General features: G+C 60.4%; 22 protein-coding genes. 21 read left to right on the top strand and 1 reads right to left on the bottom strand.

Features of this window, described 5'->3' with window-relative positions; genetic code table 11:
- The 15 genes from murJ to VL688_01750 form a co-directional block, all read left to right on the top strand.
- Window positions 1-1,120 (top strand): murein biosynthesis integral membrane protein MurJ (gene murJ, locus VL688_01820; GenBank protein HTL46780.1); only part of this gene is annotated, 1,120 nt, incomplete at its 5' end.
- 7 nt (window positions 1,121-1,127) lie between these two features.
- Window positions 1,128-2,600 carry an excinuclease ABC subunit UvrC gene (locus VL688_01815; protein ID HTL46779.1) on the top strand — a complete coding sequence of 491 codons (1,473 nt, stop codon included), beginning with the start codon at window positions 1,128-1,130 and terminating at the stop codon, window positions 2,598-2,600.
- A gap of 14 nt (window positions 2,601-2,614) precedes the next feature.
- Window positions 2,615-3,316 (top strand): Mut7-C RNAse domain-containing protein, encoded by a 702-nt coding sequence (locus VL688_01810; protein ID HTL46778.1) that lies wholly within the window; start codon window positions 2,615-2,617, stop codon window positions 3,314-3,316.
- Between the two features lie 12 nt (window positions 3,317-3,328).
- Window positions 3,329-4,297, top strand: coding sequence for a hypothetical protein (locus VL688_01805; protein ID HTL46777.1), 969 nt, complete (start codon window positions 3,329-3,331; stop codon window positions 4,295-4,297).
- A 55-nt stretch (window positions 4,298-4,352) separates the two neighbouring features.
- Complete coding sequence (locus VL688_01800; protein HTL46776.1) at window positions 4,353-4,664, top strand: MTH1187 family thiamine-binding protein; 312 nt, start codon at window positions 4,353-4,355, stop codon at window positions 4,662-4,664.
- Window positions 4,664-5,608 (top strand): trypsin-like peptidase domain-containing protein, encoded by a 945-nt coding sequence (locus VL688_01795; GenBank protein ID HTL46775.1) that lies wholly within the window; start codon window positions 4,664-4,666, stop codon window positions 5,606-5,608. Before VL688_01800 ends, VL688_01795 begins: the two co-directional genes overlap by 1 nt.
- The gene (locus VL688_01790) at window positions 5,605-5,988 is read left to right on the top strand and encodes a hypothetical protein (protein ID HTL46774.1); all 384 of its coding nucleotides are present in this window, start codon (window positions 5,605-5,607) and stop codon (window positions 5,986-5,988) included. The genes VL688_01795 and VL688_01790 overlap by 4 nt, the downstream gene beginning before the upstream one ends.
- Window positions 5,989-6,098: 110 nt before the next feature.
- Complete coding sequence (gene msrB / locus VL688_01785; GenBank protein HTL46773.1) at window positions 6,099-6,491, top strand: peptide-methionine (R)-S-oxide reductase MsrB; 393 nt, start codon at window positions 6,099-6,101, stop codon at window positions 6,489-6,491.
- Window positions 6,492-6,511: 20 nt separating this feature from the next.
- Window positions 6,512-6,700 (top strand): hypothetical protein, encoded by a 189-nt coding sequence (locus tag VL688_01780; protein HTL46772.1) that lies wholly within the window; start codon window positions 6,512-6,514, stop codon window positions 6,698-6,700.
- Window positions 6,701-6,710: 10 nt separating this feature from the next.
- Window positions 6,711-8,543: a UbiD family decarboxylase gene (locus VL688_01775; GenBank protein HTL46771.1), complete on the top strand. Its 1,833-nt coding sequence runs from the start codon at window positions 6,711-6,713 to the stop codon at window positions 8,541-8,543.
- 132 nt (window positions 8,544-8,675) lie between these two features.
- Window positions 8,676-9,816, top strand: a protein-coding gene (prfB, locus tag VL688_01770; GenBank protein ID HTL46770.1) for a peptide chain release factor 2 whose coding sequence is annotated in 2 segments (ribosomal slippage) — window positions 8,676-8,753 and window positions 8,755-9,816 — 1,140 coding nt in all. Because the reading frame shifts where the segments join, the coding sequence is not laid out codon by codon here.
- On the top strand, window positions 9,817-12,420 hold the full coding sequence (secA, locus tag VL688_01765; protein ID HTL46769.1) for a preprotein translocase subunit SecA: 2,604 nt from the start codon (window positions 9,817-9,819) through the stop codon (window positions 12,418-12,420).
- Window positions 12,421-12,444: 24 nt separating this feature from the next.
- Complete coding sequence (gene lnt / locus VL688_01760) at window positions 12,445-14,205, top strand: apolipoprotein N-acyltransferase (protein HTL46768.1); 1,761 nt, start codon at window positions 12,445-12,447, stop codon at window positions 14,203-14,205.
- A gap of 10 nt (window positions 14,206-14,215) precedes the next feature.
- Complete coding sequence (locus VL688_01755) at window positions 14,216-15,334, top strand: aldo/keto reductase (GenBank protein ID HTL46767.1); 1,119 nt, start codon at window positions 14,216-14,218, stop codon at window positions 15,332-15,334.
- Window positions 15,335-15,403: 69 nt separating this feature from the next.
- The gene (locus tag VL688_01750; GenBank protein HTL46766.1) at window positions 15,404-18,325 is read left to right on the top strand and encodes a proline dehydrogenase family protein; all 2,922 of its coding nucleotides are present in this window, start codon (window positions 15,404-15,406) and stop codon (window positions 18,323-18,325) included.
- Between the two features lie 100 nt (window positions 18,326-18,425).
- Here the strand turns inward: VL688_01750 and VL688_01745 are convergent, their stop codons facing one another.
- Window positions 18,426-19,184: an SDR family oxidoreductase gene (locus tag VL688_01745; GenBank protein HTL46765.1), complete on the bottom strand. Its 759-nt coding sequence runs from the start codon at window positions 19,182-19,184 to the stop codon at window positions 18,426-18,428.
- Window positions 19,185-19,315: 131 nt separating this feature from the next.
- Here VL688_01745 and VL688_01740 point away from each other — a divergent pair, with 131 nt between their 5' ends.
- The 6 genes from VL688_01740 to VL688_01715 are packed head-to-tail and all read left to right on the top strand — an operon-like array spanning window position 19,316 to window position 22,871.
- Window positions 19,316-20,014, top strand: a complete 699-nt coding sequence (locus VL688_01740; protein HTL46764.1) for a class I SAM-dependent methyltransferase — start codon at window positions 19,316-19,318, stop codon at window positions 20,012-20,014.
- Window positions 19,944-20,366, top strand: coding sequence for a hypothetical protein (locus VL688_01735; GenBank protein ID HTL46763.1), 423 nt, complete (start codon window positions 19,944-19,946; stop codon window positions 20,364-20,366). Before VL688_01740 ends, VL688_01735 begins: the two co-directional genes overlap by 71 nt.
- Window positions 20,367-20,381: 15 nt before the next feature.
- Window positions 20,382-20,777: a phosphopantetheine-binding protein gene (locus tag VL688_01730; protein HTL46762.1), complete on the top strand. Its 396-nt coding sequence runs from the start codon at window positions 20,382-20,384 to the stop codon at window positions 20,775-20,777.
- The gene (locus tag VL688_01725; protein ID HTL46761.1) at window positions 20,777-21,127 is read left to right on the top strand and encodes a 4'-phosphopantetheinyl transferase superfamily protein; all 351 of its coding nucleotides are present in this window, start codon (window positions 20,777-20,779) and stop codon (window positions 21,125-21,127) included. The genes VL688_01730 and VL688_01725 overlap by 1 nt, the downstream gene beginning before the upstream one ends.
- Before the next feature lie 23 nt (window positions 21,128-21,150).
- On the top strand, window positions 21,151-21,588 hold the full coding sequence (locus VL688_01720; protein HTL46760.1) for a hypothetical protein: 438 nt from the start codon (window positions 21,151-21,153) through the stop codon (window positions 21,586-21,588).
- Window positions 21,588-22,871: a beta-ketoacyl-[acyl-carrier-protein] synthase family protein gene (locus VL688_01715; GenBank protein ID HTL46759.1), complete on the top strand. Its 1,284-nt coding sequence runs from the start codon at window positions 21,588-21,590 to the stop codon at window positions 22,869-22,871. The genes VL688_01720 and VL688_01715 overlap by 1 nt, the downstream gene beginning before the upstream one ends.

The raw sequence follows: 22,871 nt of genomic DNA, 5'->3' as shown, positions 1-22,871 counted from the left end.
GAACAGCCACAAGGAGTTTCTCACATCTTCTTTCGGTCCGGTGATCATGAACGTGGGCTGGATCGCGGGCATTATCCTGATCACGACTTACGGACCGCGGGACCTCGTGCTGCAGCTGCGGTGGCAGTCGCTCGTCACGGTGGCTTCCGGCATCGGCCAGGTTTTTTTCCAGGTTCCCGCGCTGAAGCGCATCGGCTTCCATTTCCGCTGGTCATGGAACCCGCATCACCCCGGCATTCAAAAGTGCAAGAAGCTCATCATGCCGGTGCTGATCGGATTTTCCGTCATGCAGATCAACCTCGTCGTGGACTCGGCGTTCGCCTACTGGGCCGGGCCGGGCGCCAATTCCGCGCTGTGGTACGGCAACCGCCTGATGCAATTTCCGCTCGGCGTTTTCGCCATCGCCATCAGCTCCGCGCTGCTCCCCACGATTTCCCAGCAGTTCGCGGCCGGACGCCCGGACATCGCCAAGAAAAATCTTTCGTTTTCGATGCGGGCCGTATGCCTGATCGTTCTTCCGTGCGCGGCCGGGCTCATCGTGCTGGCGACGCCGATCGTGAGGTTCCTGTTCGAGCGCGGCCAGTTCGACGCGGAGTCCACGCGCCGCACCGCCGCCGTGCTCTGGTGCTATTCGGTGGGCCTGCTCGGTTATGCCGGGCAAAAGGTGATCATCTCCGGATTTTATGCGCTGCAAAACACGCGCACGCCCATGAAAGTCTCGATCGCGGCGCTGCTGGTGAACGTGTTTTTCAACGCGACGCTTCTCCGGCCCATGGGGGAGGCCGGGCTTGCCATGGCCACGTCGATCTCGGGCATTTTCAATTTCGTCGCGCTCATCGTCATTTTTCACCGCCGCGTCAGCCCGCTGCCCATCAAGGAAATCATGACTTCGTTCCTGCGCATCCTCATGGCCACCGCGGCCATGGCCGTCACGGCCGTCTTTTGTTATCATATTCTCGCAGGCCGCCTCCCGGGCGTATCCGCATCCGTCCAGGCCTTGCGCGTGTTCGGCGCCATCACGCTGGCCACGCTTTCCTATCCGGTTTACTGCTTCCTCTTCCGCGTGCCGGAACTGCAGGAAGCGCTCGCGTTTTTCGGGAATCGTAAAAAAACCGCCTGAGTTCGACATGACCGCATCGAAGACAGACCCTTTCGAGCACCTGCGAAGCGTTGTCGCCGAAATCCCCCTGAGGCCCGGTGTGTATTTCATGAAGGACGAACGCGGCGAGATCCTCTACATCGGAAAAGCGCGCATCCTGCGCAACCGCGTGCGTTCCTACCTGATCAACAAGATGCAGCTCCCCAAAGTCGCGATGCTCATGACCAAAGTCCGCGACATCGAGTACGTCGAAACCTCCACCGAAGTCGATGCGCTTCTCCTGGAAGCCCAGCTTGTCCGCAAGCACCGGCCGCATTACAACATCGAGTTGAAGGACGACAAGAGCTACCCGCTGCTCAAGATCACGGGCGACGAATACCCGCGCCTTGTCCTCACACGCAACAAGTCGGAGAAAAAAGCGCTTTATTACGGCCCGTACACGGATGCGAAGCTTTTGCGCGAGGCCATCTCGCTCATGAACAGCCTTTTCCCGCTGCGCAAATGCCGCAAGCTTCCGAAAACCGCCTGCCTTTATTACCACATCGGCCAATGCCTGGCGCCGTGCATCAAGCCCGAGGTCAAGGACGCGTACGGCAAATGCGTGCAGGAAGTGCGCGATTTCCTGGGCGGCGGCAAAAAAACGTTCGTCGAATATCTGAGCGACCGCATGCTGCAGGCCGCGGAAGAACTGCGCTTCGAGGACGCGCAGTTCTACAAGGAACAGATCGAGGCGCTGGGAAAATTGAAAAAGAAGCGCTTCACGCCCGGCAAGCCCGAGGCCGGCATCGGGCTTTCGGCCACGCTGGAACTCAAGCGCATCCTCGGCATGGAAAAATTGCCCGAACGCATCGTATGCTTCGACGTCTCCAACATCCAGGGCGACGAGGCCGTGGCTTCCAAAGTCGCGTTCCACCGCGAGCTGCCGGACAAGCTCGGCTACCGCCGCTACAAGATCAAGACCGTGGAAGGCATCAACGACTTCGCCATGATCCAGGAGGCCTTGCGCCGTATGCTGGTCGGCCTGAAGGAAGGCCGCGAGGATTTCATCCCGGACGTCATCATGATCGACGGCGGCAAGGGCCATCTCAGCGCGGCCGCGGCCGTCCTGAAAGAGCAGGGTTTTGAAACGACAGAGCTCATCTCCATTGCCAAGCGTTTCGAGACGATTTATTCCGCCAAGCAAATGCTCGCGGGCACGGCCGAAAGCGGGGAAGACCTCGGCCTCCCGAAAGACTCGCCCGCGCTGTACCTCTTGCAGAAAGTCCGCGACGAGGCGCACCGTTTCGCGATCACGTACCACCGCTTATTAAAGGAAAAGGGCCTGGAAGAATCCGTGCTCGACGCCATCGAAGGCATCGGCACCAAAAGAAAACTCGCGCTGCTCCGCCATTTCGATTCGGTGGAAGAACTCAAGCGCGCCGGCGTCGACCAGCTCGCGGGCCTGCCGGGCATGAACGAGGCCCTCGCTCAAAAAGTTTGGAGTTATTTCCATCAAGGCTGAAACCGGAGGCGGTCTTGAAGATCCGGGTACGCTTTCACGGCTGTTTGAATGATTTTCTGAGGCCTGCGTCTAGGAACCATTGGCTCGAACTGGACGTACGGGGAATCCCGGCGCTTCTGGATACGCTGCAGGCGCTGGGCGTGCCGCAGGCGGAGATCGGGCGCGTGACGCTGGACGGCAGGGCGGCGCGGCTTTCGCGGCGCGCGGGGAGCGGGAAAGTGGAGGCCTGGCCCGCGGATTTCGGCGCGCGGCGCAGCGCGCGGTTTGCGCTGGACGTTCCGCTCGGCAAACTTGCGCGGCATCTGAGGCTTCTGGGTTTTGACGCGGCCTACCGCAACGATTATGATGACGCTGCGCTTGTCGAGAAGGCTCGTAGAGAAAGACGGCTTGTGCTGACGCGCGACGTCGGGCTTTTGAAGCGGCGCCGGGCGCGCGGGTTTTGGCTCAGGAACGATGCGCCGGCGCTTCAATTAAAAGAGGTTCTCGCGCGTATGCCGGGGCTCCGGCCGCGGCCGTTTCGTTTGTGCCTGGCATGCAACGGAAGGTTAAGGCGGGTCAGCAAAGCCGCGGTGCTGGACCGCCTGCTTCCGAACACGCGCCGGCATTTCAACCGTTTTTTCCAATGCTGCCAATGCTGCCGAATTTATTGGCCGGGATCACATTATAAAAAGATGCGGGTCTTTCTCAACCAATCCTGGATGAAACGTCCGTCATGAAAGGAGACCGCCGTGCGTGCAAGTCTTAGATATTTTCTTTTGGCCGCGGGGCTTGCTTTCCATTGCGGCCTTGCCGCCGCGGGCACGCCGTGGGACCACGCGCCTGAGGGCGGAGGGATCCGGCCGCGGCAGGATGGAAATTACGACGTCGTCGACAAGGGAGGCAAGGTGATCAAGACTGTGACGCGGGAGGGAAAACCGGCCGGGGATTCTCCGGCGCCTGCGCCCGCCGCGCCGCAAAAACCCTGGGGTCCCGAAGACATGAGGGGCACGGTCTGGGACCGCGTGCCGCCGGGAGGCGGGCTGCGTCCCCGCGGGGACGGCGGCTATGACATTGTCGACAAAGACGGAAAACTCGTCGAAACCGTGCCGGCCGGCGGAGAAAAAAATTCAGGGGACCCCGCGGTCCCGCCGGCAGACGGGGGAAAGGCAGGAGCTCCTGCGCCGCCTCCCGCGCTCCCTCCGGTGACTCAAACGGACACCTTGCCAAGCGGCGCCACCGTAACGCATACGCAAAATCCGGATGGCTCGTGGAGCCATCATTACCGCCGCGAGGACAAAGACGGCAACGTTGTGGATTACGACTTGAAGCCCGACGACGACCTTTATCCCAAGGGCCATCCGGTTTACGATCCGCCGAAGCCGGCAGAACCGAAATCTTCCGCGCCGACGGTCAAGCCGGAGGAGCCGGTCGTGACGAAAACACCGAGCGGTGGCACGATCACTTCGACGCGGCAGCCGGACGGGACCTGGAAGCATCACTATCACCGCGAGAAAGAGGACGGCTCGGTCCTCGATTATGACCTGGATGCGGACGATGATTTGATCCCGAAAGATCCGCGCTTCCAGCCGCCGGACCCATTCGGAGACAAACTCGGCAGGCCCAAAGAACTTGGCTTCCGCGCCGACGATTCGTTCGGCACGGAAATGGGTCGCTTGTCTCGCGAGGAGGAAGAGCTGGCCGGGAATCAAGACAGGTGACTAAAAAAAACGAGCGTGGCCCGGCGCGCCGGGATAAAATAGCCGGGAGGAAACCATGAGCCTGTTACTCGAACTTTCCATGTCGCCGATGGACAAAGGACAGAGCGTGAGCGCCTACGTAGCGCGCTCGCTCGAGATCATCGACAAGTCCGGGCTGCCTTACCGCCTCGGGCCCATGGGCACGTGCATCGAAGGCGAATGGGACGAAGTCATGGACGTGGTGAAGCGCTGCTACGAGGCCATGGGCCGCGACTGCGGGCGCATCACGATTTCCATCAAGGCCGATTACCGCAAAGGCAGGACCGGACGCCTCGAGTCCAAAGTCGAATCCGTGGAAAAAACGCTGGGACGCTCCCTGAAAAAATAATGAGAAAACTTTTCCTTCTTCTGATCGCTGTCTTGATTTGGGCGCCCTCGGCTCATGCCGGTGCGGCCCTGCCCGCGGACTACATTAAATATCCCGTTTCGGTCACGCTGGAAGACGGCCGGGCCGCGAGCGGCTTCTATATAATGGATGACAACGGGGACGCCTATTTCGTCACGGCCAAACACCTGCTGTTTTACGATCAGGCCAAGGAAGGCCGTTCGGACCTGAAAGGGCAGAAGGCGCTTCTGTCGTCGTACCCTCAGGAAGACCAGTTCCAGGAGCCGATCCTGATTCAGCTCGATCTCAAGGTCCTCAATGTGGCGGGATTTATTTATTCTCACGAGACCAACGACGTGGCCGTCATCAAGCTGGGCAGCGTGGTTCTGACGCCCCGGGGCAAGTCGCTGCAGTTTAACGGCGGCGTGGACCGCGTGGTCAAGGCCGGGACAACGCCGAGCGAAGGCAGCATCGTGGGCGCGAGCCGCGCCATGATCAAAAAGTACGACGAAGTGCCGATCGGCAACGACGTGTTCATCTTCGGTTACCCGAATTCGCTCGGCATCGAGAATTATCCGCAGATCGATTACACGCGGCCGCTTCTGCGCAAAGGCGTGATCGCGGGAAAAAACAACGAGAAGAAAACCATGATCCTGGACTGCCCGGTCTTTTACGGCAACAGCGGCGGGCCGGTTGTGGAAACGGAACCGATCGGACTTTCCGGCACGTCTTATGCCATCGTGGGCATGGTCGCGGAGTTCATTCCTTTCGACGACAAGTGGTACGGCATCCAGAGGCCCTTCAACATCAGGGAAATCGAAAATTCCGGCTATTCGGTGGTCGTCCCTATGGACGCCATCCTGGAAGTGATCGAAAAGGCGCGGCAAAAACCGGCGGCGGCCGTGCAAACCGAGCTGGCCGGCCCGGTGGGGGAGCCTTCGGCATGAAAACGCTCGCGGCCCTTGTCCTCTCGCTTTTTTTGACCGCGCCGGCCTTTGCCGCCGATTTCCAGATCGTGGGAAAAAACGAAAAAAGAATCGAGAGCGGCAAATACGATCGCGTGATTTCGGTGTACGCGCCGGAGCTCGACTGGGACGGCATGAAAAAATTCGCGCAGGCGCAGGCGTGGGACGGGCCCGGAACCATGACCACTGTGTGTTTTTTCGATGACAGGGTCAACACGCCGGACGTGACGTTTTCCGGCATCGATTTCAGCGAGACCTATAAAGACCACTGGATCGCGGCGTATTATCACCGCCCGGACGAAGCCGAGCTTTTCATCCGCGACCCGGGCAAGAAAAGGACCATTGCATTTTCAAACTATTAATCCCATTGCATGGACGGGGACAGGTCTAAAGACCTGTCCCCACACGTTGAATGCAAGAGGCCCATCGCGTGCGTGTGAGCGTATGCAGGCAATTAAGGAAGGAGTGATCCATGGACAAAATTACAAAATCCGACGCGGAATGGAAAAAAGAGCTGACGCCCGAGCAGTATGAGATCATGCGCCAAAAAGGAACGGAGCGCCCGTTCACGGGCGAGTACTGCAATTCCAAGGAAAAAGGCGTGTACCAGTGCGCCGGCTGCGGTCAGGAGCTTTTTTCTTCGGACACGAAATTCGATTCCGGCTCGGGCTGGCCGAGTTTCTGGAAGGCCGCGAATGAACAGGCCGTGGAGAAAAAAGCGGACAACAGCCATTTCATGCGGCGCATCGAAGTGCTTTGCTCGCGCTGCGAGGCGCATCTCGGCCACGTGTTTGACGACGGACCCAGGCCCACGGGGCTGCGCTACTGCATTAATTCCGTTTCGCTCAAGCTGAAGAAAACGTAGAAAAACGAGAAGGAGAAACCATGTATTTTCTGCCGACCAAAAAGTGGCACCCCATGCAGCTCGGGGAGCTGATCGTCAGCTTTTTCCTGTTCGGGATCGTCCTGGGCTCGTGTCATGCGGAAACATTTCATGCCTACAAAAATCCTTTTCTGATCGTGGCCGTCATCGCCCTCGTCCGCGTCACGTACCTTTATTTCTTCAAAGATTAGCGAGCCCGCCTTGCCTTACCGCAGCCTGAAAGAATGCGTCCTCGACCTGGAAAAGCAGGGGCACCTCGTGCGCCTGCGCGAGGAAGTGGATCCGGACCTGGAAATGGCGGAGATCCACCGCCGCGTTTTCCGCGCGGGCGGCCCCGCGATCCTGTACGAGAAGGTGAAGGGGAGCCCGTTTCCCGCGGTGTCCAATCTTTTCGGGACTTGGGCGCGCGCGCAGTATCTTTTCCACGACACGCTGAAAGACGTCAAAAAAATGGTGGGCCTGAAGGCCGACCCGTCGCGCGCCTTGAAAAATCCAGGCGATCTGGCGGGCGCCGCGCGCGCCGCGCTTCACGCATTGCCGCGCAAGATTTCGTCCGGGCCCGTTCTGGAAAACGTCACGCACCTGGACCAGCTCCCGCAGGTCCGCTGCTGGCCCAAAGACGGCGGCAGCTTTGTCCTGCTCGGGCAAGTCTACACGGAACATCCGGCGAGGCCCGGTATCATGAAATCCAACATGGGCATGTACCGCGTGCAGATGTCGGGCAACGAGTACCGGAAAAATTACGAAGCCGGGCTTCATTATCAGATCCGGCGCGACATCGGCATCCACCATCACGCGGCGCTTGAGCGGGGAGAGCCGCTGCGTGTCAGCGTTTTCGTGGGCGGACCGCCCGCGCATGCGTTCGCGGCCGTCATGTATCTTCCGGAAGGATTGCCCGAAGCCGCCTTTGCAGGCGCGCTGGCCGGGCGTGGGTTCCGCTACGGGTATAAAAACGGCTACGGCATTTCCATGGACGCGGACTTTTGCATTACCGGGACCGTGAATCCCGGCGTGACCAAGCCCGAAGGGCCTTTCGGCGACCATCTCGGCTACTACAGCCTGAAGCACGAGTTTCCCGTGCTCAACGTCGACGCGGTCTATCACCGCAAGGATGCGATCTGGCCGTTCACGGTCGTGGGCCGGCCGCCGCAGGAAGATTCTATTTTCGGAAAGCTCGTGCATGAAGTCGCGGGGCCTATGATCCCGGTGGAAATTCCCGGCGTCACGTCCGTGCACGCGGTGGATGCGTCGGGTGTGCACCCGCTGCTCCTTGCCGTGGGCAAGGAACGCTATGTGCCTTACGCGGCGCGCGAGCCCCAGGAGCTGCTCACGCACGCGAACGCGCTGCTCGGCTACGGGCCGTGCTCGCTCGCGAAATTCCTCATGATTGCGGCGGCGGAGGACGACCCGCAGCTCGACGCGAAGGACATCGAAAAATTTTTGCGCCACGTGCTGGAGCGCATCGACTGGGCGCGCGACCTGCATTTTCAGACGCGCACAACGATCGACACGCTGGATTATTCCGGCACCGGGCTGAACCGCGGCTCCAAAGTCGTCATGGCCGCGGCCGGGCCCAAGAAAAGAAACCTGGGCGGAAACATTCCGCGGAACATGCCGTCCATGATCGGCTTTGAAAAGCCGCGCTTTGTCCTGCCCGGCGTGATGGCCGTGAAGGCGCCTCCCTTCCGCGATTACGTTTCTTCCAACGTGGAAGTGCAGCTCTTTGCCAAGGCGCTGGAGCAGGCCGAAGGTTTGGAAGAAGTCCCGCTGATTGTCCTGGCCGACGACAGCGATTTCATGGCCGCGAACCTGGAGAATTTTCTCTGGGCGGCCTTTACCCGTTCTAATCCCTCCCATGACATTCATGGGGTGGGGAGCTTCACCGAGTTCAAGCATTGGGGATGCCGCGGGCCTCTGATCCTGGACGCCCGCCTGAAACCCCATCATGCCCCCCCGCTCGAAGAAGACCCGAAGATCACCGAGAAGGTCAACCGCCTGGGCGTCCAGGGCGGGCCCTTGCACGGAATTATTTAATAGATCCGCCAGCGTGGACGGGGACAGGACTAGTCCTGTCCCCACGGCCGGGAATGCAGGACTTCTCGAGAAAGCAGGCCAGCCGTTGCGGCATTGAATAACACCCAAAAGATTGATACACTGTCCGGACTTATGAAAGAACAGATTCAGGCCATGCAAAAGAAAGTCAGCGATCTTCTGGAAAAGCTCCAGGAGATAAGGGGGTATCTTTGACCTCCCTCGCCGCGAAAAAGAAGTCCAGCTGCTGAACGAAAAGATGTCCCGGCCGGATTTCTGGGACAAGCCCCAGGAATCGCAGACGACAGTCGAGAATCTGAAAGCGCTGAAAAAAGTGGTGGACCCGTGGCATGCGGCCTTCAAGTCGGCTTCCGATTTGAAGGAGCTCCTCGAACTTCTCGACGAGAACCAGGAAGATTCGGTCCGCGAGATGGAAGAAGAGGTCCAGAAGCTCGAGCGCGATGTTGAAAGCCTCGAGTTTCAGCGCCTCTTGTCGGACAAGTTCGACAGCCACAACGCGATCCTGAGCATCAACGCGGGCGCGGGCGGCACGGAGTCGTGCGACTGGGCGGAGATGCTGTTACGCATGTACCTGCGGTGGTCTGAGCAGCACGGCTACAAAGTGCAGACGATCGATTTTCTGCAGGGCGAAGAAGCGGGCATCAAGAACACGACGCTCATGATCGAAGGCCCGTACGCGTACGGTTACCTGAAGGCCGAGTCGGGCGTGCATCGCCTGGTGCGCATTTCGCCGTTTGATGCGAACAAGAGACGGCACACATCGTTCGCTTCGGTGGACATCATCGCCGAAGTCGACGACATTCCGGAAGTCGAAGTGAAAGAAAGCGAGATCCGGATCGACACCTACCGGGCCGGCGGCGCGGGCGGCCAGCACGTGAACAAGACGGCGAGCGCCGTGCGCCTCACGCACCTGGCCACCGGCATCGTCGTGCAGTGCCAGAACGAAAGGTCGCAGCATCAGAACAAGATGGTGGCGATGAAAGTCTTGAAGGCTCGGCTTTACGAGCGGTACCGCAAGGACCGCGAGAAGGAGATGCTCAACCAGTACGGCGAAAAAAAAGACATTGCCTGGGGTTCGCAGATACGCTCTTACGTTTTCCATCCGTACAGCATGGTCAAAGACCACCGGACCACTCACGAAACTTCCAATGTCCAGGCCGTGATGGACGGCGACCTGGATGCCTTCATCCAGGCCTACCTCAAAAAATTCGTAAAAAGGGAAGTCGTCTCGGACGGAGACGGCTCTAAAAAATAAATGATCAAACCTATCCTTGAAAAAATCTTCGGCACTCAGAACACCCGTACGCTTTCCAAACTCTGGCCGATTGTCCACCAGGTCAATGCCCTTGAACCGCAGATGCAGCAGCTTTCCGACGAGGCGCTCCGCAATAAAACCGTGGAATTCCGCGAGCGGCTGGCCAAGGGCGAGACGCTCGATCAGATCCTTCCCGAAGCTTACGCCGCGGTCCGCGAGGCGTCGCGGCGCACGACCAAGATGCGCCACTTCGACGTGCAGGTGCTCGGAGGCATCGTGCTGCACGGCGGTAAAATCGCGGAAATGGGAACCGGTGAAGGTAAGACGCTCGTCGCCACGCTGCCCGTATACCTGAACGCGCTTTCGGGCAAGGGCGTGCACCTTGTGACCGTGAACGATTATCTCGCGCGCCGCGACCGCGAGTGGATGGGGCCGATTTACGAATTTATGGGCCTGACCGTCGGCGTGATCCAGCACGACATGAAGCCCGAAGACCGCCGCAAGTCCTACGCCTGCGACATCACCTACGGCACCAACAACGAATACGGCTTCGATTACCTGCGCGACAATATGGTGGTCTCGCTCGAGCACCGCGTGCAGCGCGAGCTGAATTTCGCGATCGTCGACGAAGTGGACTCCATCCTGATCGACGAAGCGCGCACGCCGCTCATCATTTCCGGCCCCGCGGAAGAATCGACCGACAAGTATTACCGCATCGACCGCATCATGCCGCGCCTCAAAGCCGAGGACGACTACAAGCAGGACGAAAAGGCGCGTACGGTCGCGCTTACCGAAGACGGCATCAAGCACTGCGAAGAGCTGCTCGGCATCGAGAACCTTTATGAAAACACGCAGATCGACATTATCCATCACGTGAACCAGGCCCTGCGCGCGCACGTCCTCTTCAAAAAAGACGAGGACTACGTGGTCAAAGACGGCCAGGTCATTATTGTGGACGAATTCACGGGCCGCCTCATGCCGGGCCGCCGTTTTTCGGACGGCCTTCACCAGGCTCTGGAAGCCAAGGAAGGCGTGAAGATCGAGCGCGAGAACCAGACTCTTGCGACCGTCACGTTCCAGAATTATTTCCGCATGTACAAAAAAATCGGAGGCATGACCGGAACCGCCTCCACTGAGGCCGTGGAATTCGACAAGATCTACAAGCTCGACGTCGTCGTTATGCCCACCAACAAGCCCAATATCCGCAAGGACGCGAACGACGTCATCTACCGAACGGCGAAGGAAAAGTTCGAGGCGGTCGTGAAGGAAGTGGTCGAAGAGCACAAAAAAGGAAGGCCCGTCCTTGTCGGCACGATCTCCATCGAAAAATCCGAGCGCGTCAGCCGCATGCTCGAAAAGTACAATGTCCCGCATACGGTCCTGAACGCCAAATACCACGAACGCGAAGCCGAGATCGTCGCTTCCGCCGGGCAGGACAGCGTGGTCACGATCGCGACCAACATGGCCGGCCGCGGCACGGACATCGTGCTGGGCCCGGGCGTCGCGGCCAAGGGCGGCCTGGCCGTCATCGGCACCGAGCGCCACGAGGCTCGCCGCATCGACAACCAGCTGCGCGGCCGCTGCGGACGCCAGGGCGATCCCGGCTCCTCCAAGTTTTTTATTTCGCTGGAAGACGACCTCATGCGCATTTTCGGTTCGGACCGCATTTCCTCGTTCATGCAGAAGATGGGCATGGAGGAGGGCGAGGACATCCAGCATCCCATGGTGAGCCGCGCCATCGAGACCGCGCAAAAGCGCGTGGAAAGCCGCAACTTCGAGATCCGCAAACACCTGCTCGAATTCGATGACGTCATGAACCGCCAGCGCGAGCTTATTTATAAGGAACGCGACCGCGTGCTCTACCGCGACAAGCTCAAGGAGCACATCACCGAGTTCATCGAGGACATCCTGGAGGAGATGCTGGGCCGCTACGTGCATCCGGACATGAGCATGGACCAGCGCAATCCCGACGGGCTGAAGGAAGCGCTCAAGGGGAAATTCGGCACGGATCTTTCCGCGATCGTGGACGAATCGGAAAAGGACATCGACTGGCTGCGCGAGGACCTGCTGAAAAAAATCTGCGAGCATTACGAGCACCGCGAAAGGGAATTCGGCCCCGAGCGCATGCGTTTCCTCGAGTCCTACATCCTTCTCCAGATGATCGATTCCAAATGGAAGGAGCACCTGCACAGCCTGGACGACCTGAAAGAGGGCATTGGGCTGCGCGCTTACGGCCAGCGCGATCCCAAGATCGAATACAAGAAAGAGGCCTTCGACCTTTTCCAGGCCATGGTCGACACGATCAAGGACGAGGCCGTGGAATTCCTTTTCCGCATCCAGGCCGTGCGCGAGGAAAAAATGGAAAGCTCCATGACTTCCCGCGCGCAGTTCCTTCATCCCGAGAGCGGGGGAATGCCCGAAGCCCAGGCCGCCAAGCCCGCGGCGCCGCGGCAGGCGCCCCGCGTCGTGGCTCCCGGGGCGGACATCATGACCCAGGAACCGGCCGAACCCGCCAAGCGCGGCGAGCCGAAAGTCGGCCGCAACGATCCGTGTCCCTGCGGCAGCGGCAAGAAGTACAAAAAATGCCATGGGACCGATGAATAACGCAGGCCCGGGAGCGTTTTTTTCATGACGCGCCGGACCGGCCTGCTGCTCGCGCTCCTTTCCGGCATCCTGCTCACCGCCGCTTTCCCTAAAATCTCGCTCAGCTTTCTTGCCTGGATCGCGCTCGTGCCGCTGTGGATCGCCCTTGCCTCTTGCGGGACGCGGGGCCGCGCCGCGCTGCTCGCCTGGATCACGGGCTTCGTGTTCCTGTTCCTTTCCGTTTCGGGCCTGCGCTACGTGACGATTTTCGGATGGATCTTCGTGTGCGTGTTCCACGGGCTGATCTTTTCGCTTTTCGGTTTTTTCAGCTCCGATTGCCGGCGCATGCCCATGCCGGTGCTGCGGCCGCTCATGGGCGCGCTCGGCTGGACGTCCATGGAATTCCTGCGTATGCACTTTCCGGTGTTCGGATTCGGCTGGAACCTGCTTGCGTATTCCCAGGCCTCGCACGTGGCACTCATCCAGATCGCCAACCTCATCGGCGCCACGGGGCTCGGCTTTCTCATGGCCTTTTTCAACCTGGCGGTCGCCGAAAGCATCCTCAGCCTGCCGCTTTTTTCTTCACGGGAATTTTACCGGCAAATCGACGCCTTCCGGACGGCGGCTGTCCATGCCTTGCTCGCCCTCGTCCTGCTGGGGGCGGCCGCGGCGTACGGCCGCCATGAGCTGCGCCGGCCTGAGCCCGCGGCGCCGGTCGTGCGCATCAGCGTGGTGCAGGGAAACATCCCGCAGTCGCTCAAGTGGGAAACCATGGCGCGCGACAAGATCATGGAAATTCACGTCAAGCTTTCGCGGCTTGCCGAATTCGACAGGCCGGACCTTGTCATCTGGCCCGAGGCTTCTTTTCCCGGCTACCTCAACCGCGATCCCATGGCCGAAGCCGTCTTCGATCTTGCCAGCTCCATGAACGTTCCCATGATCGTGGGCGCGCCTTATTTCGAGAGCCTCGAAGCCGCTTACAACAGCGCGTTTCTCATCGACGGCGACGGCCAGATCAAATCACGTTACGATAAAATCAAGCTCGTGCCTTTCGGGGAATACCTGCCGATGGGCCCGGTGCTGGGATGGCTGCAGCCGCTTGCGCATTCGCTGGGGGTCAGCGATTTTTACGCGGGCCTGGACCGCACGATTTTTTTGCTGGACGGCACGCGCCAGCACTTCGCCGTGCTGATCTGCTTCGAGGACACGTTCCCGCTGCTCGCGCGCGAATTCGCGGAAAAAGACGTCAATTTTTTTGCGGTCATCACCAACGACGCGTGGTTCGGGCCGACGGGAATGCCTTACCAGCACCTGCAGGCTTCTGTTTTCCGTGCCGTGGAAAACGGCATCCCTGTCGTGCGCGCCGCCAATACCGGCGTCTCAGGGTTCATCGATTCTTCGGGCCGCGTGCTCGACCGCGTGTCGCGCGACGGCAAGGATACTTTCGTGGCGGGCCACAAGACTCTCGCGCTCGCGCTCACGAAAAAAAATACTTTTTACCGCCGCATCGGCTGGCTGTTTACGACCGTGGTCCTGGGCATTTTCGTGATGATGATCGTGCTGCCTTCGCTTTATAAAAGGGAAAGTCCGGCGGCGCGCGCCCGCGCCGTGGGCCAGAAAGCCTTCCCCCTCCTTTTAGCCGCCGCGCTCGGAGCCGCGTGCCTCCAGCCGGGCTGCCTCCGGCTTTCCGCGTCCGCCTGGCACAAGGGCGCCAAAGACGAAACCGCGAGCGTGCATGAAGTGGCGCTCGACACGACCAAGATCGTGAACCGCGACCCTTACCAGCCCAATATCACGAACGAGTGACGGAGACTTTATGAGCATCAAGGGACATGCCACCGCCGAGGGGACGAAAGCCTACCGCAGCCGGTTCGAAGGCGAGCTGCGCGACTCTCATTTCCGCGAATCACTCGGGATTTTGTTTTCTTCGATCGGCCTCGGCAGCTATCTCGGGGAACCCGATGACGCGACTGACAGGCTCTATGAAGAGGCCGCGGCCGAGGCGCTGGATTCCGGCATCAACGTGCTCGACACCGCCGCCAATTACCGCTGCCAGAGAAGCGAGCGCAGCTTCGGCAGGGTGCTGCGCGCGAAGATTGAAGAGGGCAGCTTGAAGCGGGAAGAAGTGATCCTGTGCACGAAGGGCGGCTACTTTCCTTTCGACGGCGGCTATCCCAAAGATCCCCGCGCCTACGTGCAGAAGACGTTCATCGATACCGGCCTGCTGAAGCCGGAAGACATCGCCCAGGACTGCCACGGCATGACGCCGGCCTATCTCGAGAACCAGCTGAATCAAAGCCTGGCCAACCTCGGCGTCGAAACGATCGACGTTTATTACCTGCACAATCCCGAAACGCAGCTCGCGGCCGTGCCGTTTCTCGAATTCAAAAAAAGGATGCAGGCCGCTTTGGGGTGGCTCGAAGAAAAAGTGAAGGAAGGCAAGATCCGCTGGTACGGCACGGCCACCTGGGGCGGGTACCGCGCCGCGGCCACCACGCGCCAGTACCTGAACCTCCAGGAGCTGCAGGTGCTCGGCCGTGAAGCCGGAGGCATGGAAAATCATTTCAAGGTCGTCCAGCTTCCTTTTAATTTCGCGATGCCTGAAGCCTGGATCCTTCCCAATCAGCGGCTCGGCCCCACGGAAGTGTCGCTCCTCAATTCGGCCTCGCGCACGGGCATGACCGTTATCGCAAGCGCGTCGCTTCTTCAGGCGAAACTCCTCACGTCTCTCCCGGATTTTTTGGGACGCCATTTTCAGGGCCTCGAGACGCCTGCTCAGCGCTGCCTTCAGTTCGTACGTTCCGTGCCGGGCATCACCACCGCGCTCGTCGGCATGAAGTCGGCCGCGCACGTGCGTGAAAACCTCGAAGTCGCCCGGGTCGAGCCGCTCTCCGAAGACCAGCTGATCGTGATGTTCTCCAGCGCCCCCCAATAGGCTTCCCCCGAAGTGTTATTATAGAAGGGGACCGAAAAGGACGTTTCCTTATATAAGGAAGGGGGCCCCATGTCCGACCTCGAGAAACGCACCGCCGAATTGGGCCAGAAGCTCCTGGCCGCCGCCAGGCAGGAGGAGCTTGCCCTGCAGAAAAAGCACCGGCTCGAATCCGCGCTGCTGGACTGGTGCATGAAAAACGACGAGCTGCGCACGCGCACGTTCCGCTTCATCGACGTTTTCCCGTCCCTCAAGACCGCCGATGCGGTGCTCCGCCACATCCAGGAATATTTTCCCGCGTCCGAGCACCGTCTGCCCGCGGCCCTGCGCGCCGGCATGCTGCTCGGAAAACCCGCGCTGCTCACGAAGTTTGCCTTCCGCAAAGTCACCGAACGGATGTACCGCGACATGGCTTCGCTTTTCATTGCCGCCGCGGACGAGGGGCAGGCCATTCGCCGCGTGCGGGAACTCGATGCTCAGGGCGTGCGAGCCTCCATTGATTTGCTCGGCGAAAAAACGTCCAGCCCGCAGGAGGCCTTCGAATACGAGGCCCGCTACGCCCGGCTGATCGAAACGCTGGGCCGCGAGCATCTGGGCCCGGAAAAGCAGAACGTTTCCGTGAAGCTGTCGGCGCTTGACCCGCTTTTTCATCCCGCGGATCCCGAAGGCACGAGCCGCCGCGTGCGCGAGCGCCTGCGCGGCCTTTTCGAGATCGCCCGCAAGAGCGAGGTCTTCCTGCATACGGACATGGAGGATTACGAAAGCCGCGGCCTGACGCTGCGCATCGTGCGCGAGCTGCTGAACGAGGAAGCGTTCCGCGGCGGCGTGCATGCCGGCATCGTCCTGCAGGCTTACCTGAAAGACGCAGACGCCTGCTGTGAGGAAATCCTGGCCTGGGCGCGGAAGCTGCCGGCACCGCTTACGATCCGCCTTGTCCGCGGCGCCTACTGGGACAGCGAGATCATGAAGGCGCGGGAGCTGGGCTGGCCGGTTCCGGTCTTCACGCGCAAAAGCGACACGGACTGGATGTTCGAGAAACTGATCCGTCGTCTCATGGACGAACCGCGCGTGCGTCTGGCGGTCGCCACGCACAACGTGCGCTCGATCGCTTACGCCATGGCGCTCGCGGAAGAAAAATCGCGGCATGCGCCGGACCTCGAGTTTCAGGTGCTGTACGGCATGGGCGCGCCGCTCATCCCCGCGATCAAGGCCGCGGGCTATGCGCCGCGCGTGTACATGCCCATCGGCGATCCCGTCGTGGGCATGGCGTATCTGGTACGCCGGCTTCTCGAAAACGTTTCGTCGCAGTCCTTTGTCCGGCGCGGCATTCACGATCCCGCGCAGTCGAAGACGCTGCTGGCCCCGCCGCCCGAGCCTTTGCCTGAAACCGCGCCGGCCGAAACCGGCGAACTTCAGGACTACCGCGCCACGCCGGTCCTGGAATTCCACCGCGAGGGCATTCATCACGCGTTCCGGGAAGCGCTCAAAAAAATCCCCATGGCATTGGGCGAATCGATTCCGGTCATGATCGACGGCAAGCGCCGTCCGACCAAGTCACGCATGGAGACGGTTTCGCCGGCCGACGGCAGGACGCGGGTTGCGTCCGTTGCCATGGCGTCCGCGGAAGACGCGCAAGAGGCCGTGGCGTCGTCACGCCATCATTTCGAATCCTGGAAGCGCGTCCCGGCGCACGTCCGCGCGGGGTACCTGCGCAAGGCCGCGCTGTGGATGCTGGAAAACCGCTTGTCGCTCGCCGCGCTGCAGGTTTATGAAGCGGGCAAGACCTGGCGTGAGGCGGACGCGGATGTGGTGGAAGCCGTCGATTACCTGAATTTTTACGCCTTTCATGCCCCGCGCCTCATGAAAACGGAAGCCACGGATTATCTGGACCATGAGAAGAACGCGCTGCGCCTCATGCCGCGCGGCGTGGCCGCGGTGATCGCGCCTTGGAATTTTCCCATGGCCATTTTGACGGGAATGAGCGCGGCCGCGCTGGTCACGGGCAATACCGCCATCCTGAAACCCGCGGAGCAGTCGGTTTTCTGCGCATGGAAAGTGTTCCAGGCTTACGAAGCCGCGGGCATTCCCGCGGGTGTCGTGCAATTCCTTCCCGGCTTCGGCGAAATCGTGGGGTCCGCGCTCGTGGGGCATCCGGACACGGCCGTCATCGCGTTTACGGGGTCAAAGGAAACCGGGCTTGCGCTCTTGCAGAATGCGAACGACAAAACGAAAGGCCCGCGCCTGGTGAAAAAAGTCATCGCGGAAATGGGCGGCAAGAACGCGGTGATCGTGGACAGCAGCGCGGATTTTGACCAGGCACTTCCCGCCGTGCTTTATTCGGCGTTCGGGTACGCGGGGCAGAAATGCTCGGCACTGTCGCGGCTCATCGTGGTGGACGATGTCTACGAGGCTTTCGTGAAGCGCCTGGCCGAGGCCGCGGAAAGTTTTCCGGCCGGCTATCCCTGGGACCCGGGAACGATGTGCGGGCCGGTCATCGATGCCGCGGCGCTGCAGAAAATCCAGGGCTACGTGGAAAAAGGAAAAGCCGAAGGCCGGCTCCTGTTCGAAGGCAAGCTGCCGCCGGACCTGAAAGGCTTTTACGTGCCGCCCGTTATTTTTTCGGAGCTCCCGGAAAATTCCGCGCTGCTTTTGGAAGAAATTTTCGGGCCTGTCCTCTGCGTGATCCGCGCGCCGGATTTCAAGACCGCGCTCGAAATCGCCAACCGCTCGGAATTCGCGCTGACCGGCGGCGTTTTCAGCCGCACGCCGTCGCATCTGGCGCTCGCCAAAGACGCGTTCCAGGCGGGAAATCTTTACCTTAACAGGGGCGTCACCGGCGCCGTGGTCGGGCGCCAGCCGTTCGGGGGCTTCAAGCTCTCAGGCGGGGGAACCAAAGCGGGCTCGGCTGATTATCTCCGGGAATTCTGCATCCCTCAGACCGTCACGGAAAATGTCGCCCGGCACGGCTTCGCGCCTTTGGATCAGGGAACGTGATAATGGACGGGGACAGGTCTTTAGACCTGTCCCCAAAGTGTTGCGTGCAGGATCAACTTCGATTGCAAGCAGCCTCAGCGGCTTGGCCACTCCAGGCGTTTCAAATCAGCGACAGGCCGCCGTCGGCCACGATCGTCTGCCCCGTGATCCAGGCGGAATCGGAAGAGGCGAGAAAGGCGACAATGCGCGCCAGGTCGTCCGGTTCCGCGATTCTTCCCGCGGGCGTCCGTTCCAGTACTTCCTTCTCGAATTTCTCGTGCTCCGGAAAAAACTGGATGGCGTCGGTTTTGACGAGGCCTCCGGAGACCGCGTTGACGCGGATTTTTTTCGGCGCCAGCTCGACCGCGAGGGAGCGCACCAGCGCTTCGAGCGCGGCTTTGGAGATACCGATGGCGCCGTAATTGGGAATGAATTGCCGCGAACCCAGGCTGGAAAGCGCGATCATGCTGCCGCCGCCGCGTTTGGCCATCGACTCGATAACGCCCTGAGCAAGCAGAAGAAAGGCCTTGGCGTTGATGTCCAGCGAAAGGTCCCACTGATTGGCGCGGAGCTTGTGCGCGGGCTTGAAGGCGCCCATGGCGGCCGCGTGGACCAGGATGTCGATGCCGCCGAATTCCTTGATCGCGTGCTCGGTAAGCGCCTTGCTTTCGGATTCTTCCCCGACATTGGCCTGGAAAAGGGTGACGGCCACCCCATGCGCCTGGATTTCATTTGCGGTCTTCTTGGCCGCTTCCTCGTTTCGCACGTAATTGAGGACAATGTCGGCCCCCTGGGAAGCGAGGCGAAGCGCCGTGGCGCGTCCGATGCCCCGGGAAGCGCCCGTGATCAAGGCTGTTTTGTGCTCAAAAGGTCTTGCCATAGCCCGCAGGATAAGCGTGGGAAGCCCAAAAATCAAACAAATTTATGTTTTTATGGCCGAAGGGGTTGTGTTATAATCTCCAACTCAAATCGGCCTCGGCAGGCCGGACCGTCTCAAAGAACCGGAGACCGATGCTCAAGCTCATCCGCAGGTGGCAGCGCACGATTCTCGACTTTGTCGTGAGCCGCCATCCAAAGCTCGGCCTGGATCGCCGGGCGGAAGACTTTGTCGCGCTTTTTGAAAACGATCTTCCCCGCCAAAGCCGTGTTCTGGACATCGGCGGGGGGTGGGGATTTTACCGGCAGCCGCTCGTTTCCCGCGGGCACGAATGCCTGGTGCTGGATGTTGTCCGGCCCACGCTGCAGAAATGCCCTGTCGTGATCTACGACGGGGACGTGATGCCGTTTCCGGACAAGAGCTTCGACGTAAGCCTCTTCATCACGGTGCTGCATCACATCGCGGACGTCGAAGACATCCTCCGCGAATGCCGGCGTGTCACCCGCAGGCGCGTGGTCGTGGTCGAAGACCTTTATCATCATTTTTGGGGCCGTCAGTGGACGGTCCTGCGAGACCAGCTTTATAATTTTGAATTTTTCGGCCATCCGCAGCAGTTCCGGAAGAAGGCGGAATGGATCGAGCTCTTCGAAAGCCAAGGCTTCAAGCTTGTGAAAGAAACCCAGGTTTACACCTGGCTGTCGGGACTGCGCATCCTGAACGGAGTTTTTGTTTTCGAAGTGGGGCCTGAGCCGGAAGGGACGAATGAACGGAACGGGTACGATCGATCTGGGAATGCTGGGAGAAGCCCGAGTCCTGTCGGCTCCGGAGCATGACAGCATCCACGTTTCCGGCGTGATTCCCGCGGACCTCGAACTTTTCCGAGATCACTTTCCGGATTTTCCGGTGGTCCCCGGGGTGCTTTCCCTGGAACTGATGAAGAAGGCGGCGGACATTTTTTGGCACTCTCTGCCCGGCACCGCGGGCACGGCGCTCCGCCTGAGAGAAGTGGAGTCGGCGAAGTTCGCGGCGTATCTCAAGCCCGGCGACGCCTGGGAAGTGAAGCTCGTTTTTTCACCGGAAGGCCTGGAACGCATTCCATGCCACGGCAAGCTGGTTCACGAAGGACGCGCGGCGGTTTCCGCGTCACTCGTTTTCGAATGCATCAAAACACGACAGCCTAATTAGGAGGTTGGACGGATAATGGAACCTATCATCTTTGAGAAAGTCCAGGAAACTTTGGCCAATGCGCTGGGCGTCGAAAAAAGCGACATCAAGCCCGAATCTTCTCTCACGCGCGATCTGGGCGCCGAATCCATCGATTTCATCGACATCATGTTCCGTCTCGAAAAGACCTTCGACATCAAAATTCCCAGCGGCGATCTTTTTCCCGGAAACATTCTCAACGATCCCCGTTTCGTCCAGAGCGGGACCGTCACGGCCGCGGGTCTGCAGGAACTCCGCACCAAGCTGCCTTATCTCGACGTGGACGGCTTTTCCCGCGATCCGCAGATCAGCCGCCTGGCCGAGTTCTTCACGGTCCAGATGGTGCTGGATTACCTCGGCGACAGGCTGGCCAAGAACGTCCGCACGACGTAATGAACGTTTTGGGCGTCGGGATCGACCTGATCAGCCTGAAGCGTGTCCGCAAATTCCTGCGCCATCCCAAGTCCCAGATCCGCCGTCTTTTGACTCCTGCCGAGCAAAAGCGGTATCTCGCCAAGAACCTCAGCCCTGTTGTTTTCGCCAAGCTTTTCTCCGCCAAGGAAGCCTATTTCAAGGCGGCCGGAGGGGGAATTCCTGTTTTTGAGCGCATGGACGTTAAACTCTTGCCTCGGGACCGTTTTCAGGTAAAATCGTTGCACGGTCTCCGGTCGGCTGCGCCGGCCTATGGCTGTTTTTTCCGGACTCCTTCCCTTATCGGAGCTCAAATTATTCTTTGGGATTAAATCCCCGCCCCACAGGAAAAAGCATGCGCTGGCTAGTGTTGGAAGAAATCCTCGAAATTTGCCGCGGCCGAGAGGCCCGCACCCGCTCGCGCGTCCCGTCCGGGACGGTCAGCCCCGAAACCCTCATGACGGAAATGATGGCCCAAACCGCGGCCCTTGTCCTCGGCGCGGAAAAAGATTACGCGGATGACCTCATTTTCGCCAAGATCCAGGAGCTTGCCTTCACCGGCGATTTTGCGGCCGGCGATTTCCTCGAGATCACGGCTTTCTCCGACCAGCTCCGCGAAGAAGGCGCCTGGTTCGAATGCTCGGTCTCCGGCCCGTCCGGGAAAATCGCGGGCGGTAAAATTCTGCTCATGAACGTCGGGCATCTGGTGCCCGGCCGCGCCGAGCCCGTCACCTTTCACAAGGCCTTCATGGACCATTTTTCCGTGCGGCTCTATCTCGGGGAGGAAGCCTGATGGGCCAGCGTCGGAGAGTGGTCGTCACGGGCCTTGGGCTCATGACCGCCTGCGGCAAAGGCTGGCAGCCTTTTTGGGAAGCCGCCTGCCAGTCGCGTTCCGCCATCCATCCGATGCAGGGCCTTTCTCTCAATGGTTTTCCATCGCGTTTTGCCGCGCAGGTCCTGAACGCGGACCCGAAAGAAATGGTCCGCAACCGAAAGTCCCTCAAAGTCATGTCGCGCGACATCCAGCTCGCGGTCGCGGCCAGCGAGCTTGCCGTCCAGGATTCGGGGCTCGATCCGAAGCAGACGGACGTGTTTCGTTTCGGCGTGGCGCTCGGCGTCAGCGCGCCCATCAACACCGAGCTCGATGAAATGGGGGTTGGGATCCGCAACGGCCTGGACGCGGAAGGCCGCTTCGGCATTTCCAAATTCGGGCGCGAAGGCATCCGCTCTCTTTTCCCGCTCTGGTTTTTGAAGTACGTTCCGAACATGCCCGCCTGCCACGTCTCCATCGCGCATGGCATCAAAGGCCCAAGCAACACGATCACGACTTCCGCGGCCGCGGCGGCGCAGGCGGTCGGCGAGGCCTTCCGCATCATCGAGCGCGGCGACGCGGACTGCATGCTGGCCGGCGGCACGGAATCGGAAGTCAATCCCATGGGCCTTTCGCGCCTGCACCTGCTCGGGCTTTTGTCGGTGCGGAACGGAAACGCGCTCACGGCTTACCGGCCCTTCGACAAATCCCGCGACGGCATCGTGATCGGGGAAGGCGCGGGCCTGCTCGTCCTCGAAGCTTACGAGCACGCGAAAGCGCGCGGCGCGCGGATTTATGCGGAGATCACCGGCTACGGCTCGTCTTCGGATTTCGATACCGACCCGCGCGACACGCGCGACGGCGAAGGCAAGGCCCAGGCCATGGCGTCGGCGCTCAAGGACGCGGGCCTCAGCGCCTCGGATGTGGATTTTATCGTGGCCAACGGCAGCGGCCTGCCGCGTCAGGACCTGGAGGAAGCGGCCGCGATCCATTCCGTCTTCAACGGCCGCGGCGGCAAAGTGCCGGTGACCGGGTTCAAGCCCGTGACCGGCCATTTGGTGTACGGCGCCGGCGCGGTCGAAGCCGCGGGCGGCTTGCTTTCTTTAAAGGAAGGGCTGCTTCCGCCGCTCATGAATCTCGAAAATCCCGAGGGCGGCCTTGATTTCGTGCGCGCGGCGCCTCGGCAGGGCACGTGGAACCGTTTTCTTCTGAATTCTTTCGGCTTCGCGGGGCAGAACGCCTCGCTCGTATTTCAAAAATGTTAA

It is taken from the genome of Verrucomicrobiia bacterium (genome assembly GCA_035495615.1).
In the GTDB taxonomy this organism is placed as follows: Bacteria; Omnitrophota; Omnitrophia; order Omnitrophales; family Aquincolibacteriaceae; genus DATJFP01.
The sequence above is the reverse complement of the archived record's forward strand: the minus strand, read 5'-3'. Positions and strand labels throughout refer to the sequence as shown.

Excerpts from the sequence above, each read along its gene's own strand:
- VL688_01815 (HTL46779.1), top strand. The coding sequence starts at position 1,128 with ATGACCGCATCGAAGACAGACCCTTTCGAGCACCTGCGAAGCGTTGTC.
- VL688_01800 (HTL46776.1), top strand. The coding sequence starts at position 4,353 with ATGAGCCTGTTACTCGAACTTTCCATGTCGCCGATGGACAAAGGACAG.
- VL688_01795 (HTL46775.1), top strand. The coding sequence starts at position 4,664 with ATGAGAAAACTTTTCCTTCTTCTGATCGCTGTCTTGATTTGGGCGCCC.
- VL688_01790 (HTL46774.1), top strand. The coding sequence starts at position 5,605 with ATGAAAACGCTCGCGGCCCTTGTCCTCTCGCTTTTTTTGACCGCGCCG.
- msrB (HTL46773.1), top strand. The coding sequence starts at position 6,099 with ATGGACAAAATTACAAAATCCGACGCGGAATGGAAAAAAGAGCTGACG.
- VL688_01780 (HTL46772.1), top strand. The coding sequence starts at position 6,512 with ATGTATTTTCTGCCGACCAAAAAGTGGCACCCCATGCAGCTCGGGGAG.
- secA (HTL46769.1), top strand. The coding sequence starts at position 9,817 with ATGATCAAACCTATCCTTGAAAAAATCTTCGGCACTCAGAACACCCGT.
- lnt (HTL46768.1), top strand. The coding sequence starts at position 12,445 with ATGACGCGCCGGACCGGCCTGCTGCTCGCGCTCCTTTCCGGCATCCTG.
- VL688_01755 (HTL46767.1), top strand. The coding sequence starts at position 14,216 with ATGAGCATCAAGGGACATGCCACCGCCGAGGGGACGAAAGCCTACCGC.
- VL688_01750 (HTL46766.1), top strand. The coding sequence starts at position 15,404 with ATGTCCGACCTCGAGAAACGCACCGCCGAATTGGGCCAGAAGCTCCTG.
- VL688_01745 (HTL46765.1), bottom strand. The coding sequence starts at position 19,184 with ATGGCAAGACCTTTTGAGCACAAAACAGCCTTGATCACGGGCGCTTCC.
- VL688_01740 (HTL46764.1), top strand. The coding sequence starts at position 19,316 with ATGCTCAAGCTCATCCGCAGGTGGCAGCGCACGATTCTCGACTTTGTC.
- VL688_01735 (HTL46763.1), top strand. The coding sequence starts at position 19,944 with ATGAACGGAACGGGTACGATCGATCTGGGAATGCTGGGAGAAGCCCGA.
- VL688_01730 (HTL46762.1), top strand. The coding sequence starts at position 20,382 with ATGGAACCTATCATCTTTGAGAAAGTCCAGGAAACTTTGGCCAATGCG.
- VL688_01725 (HTL46761.1), top strand. The coding sequence starts at position 20,777 with ATGAACGTTTTGGGCGTCGGGATCGACCTGATCAGCCTGAAGCGTGTC.
- VL688_01720 (HTL46760.1), top strand. The coding sequence starts at position 21,151 with ATGCGCTGGCTAGTGTTGGAAGAAATCCTCGAAATTTGCCGCGGCCGA.
- VL688_01715 (HTL46759.1), top strand. The coding sequence starts at position 21,588 with ATGGGCCAGCGTCGGAGAGTGGTCGTCACGGGCCTTGGGCTCATGACC.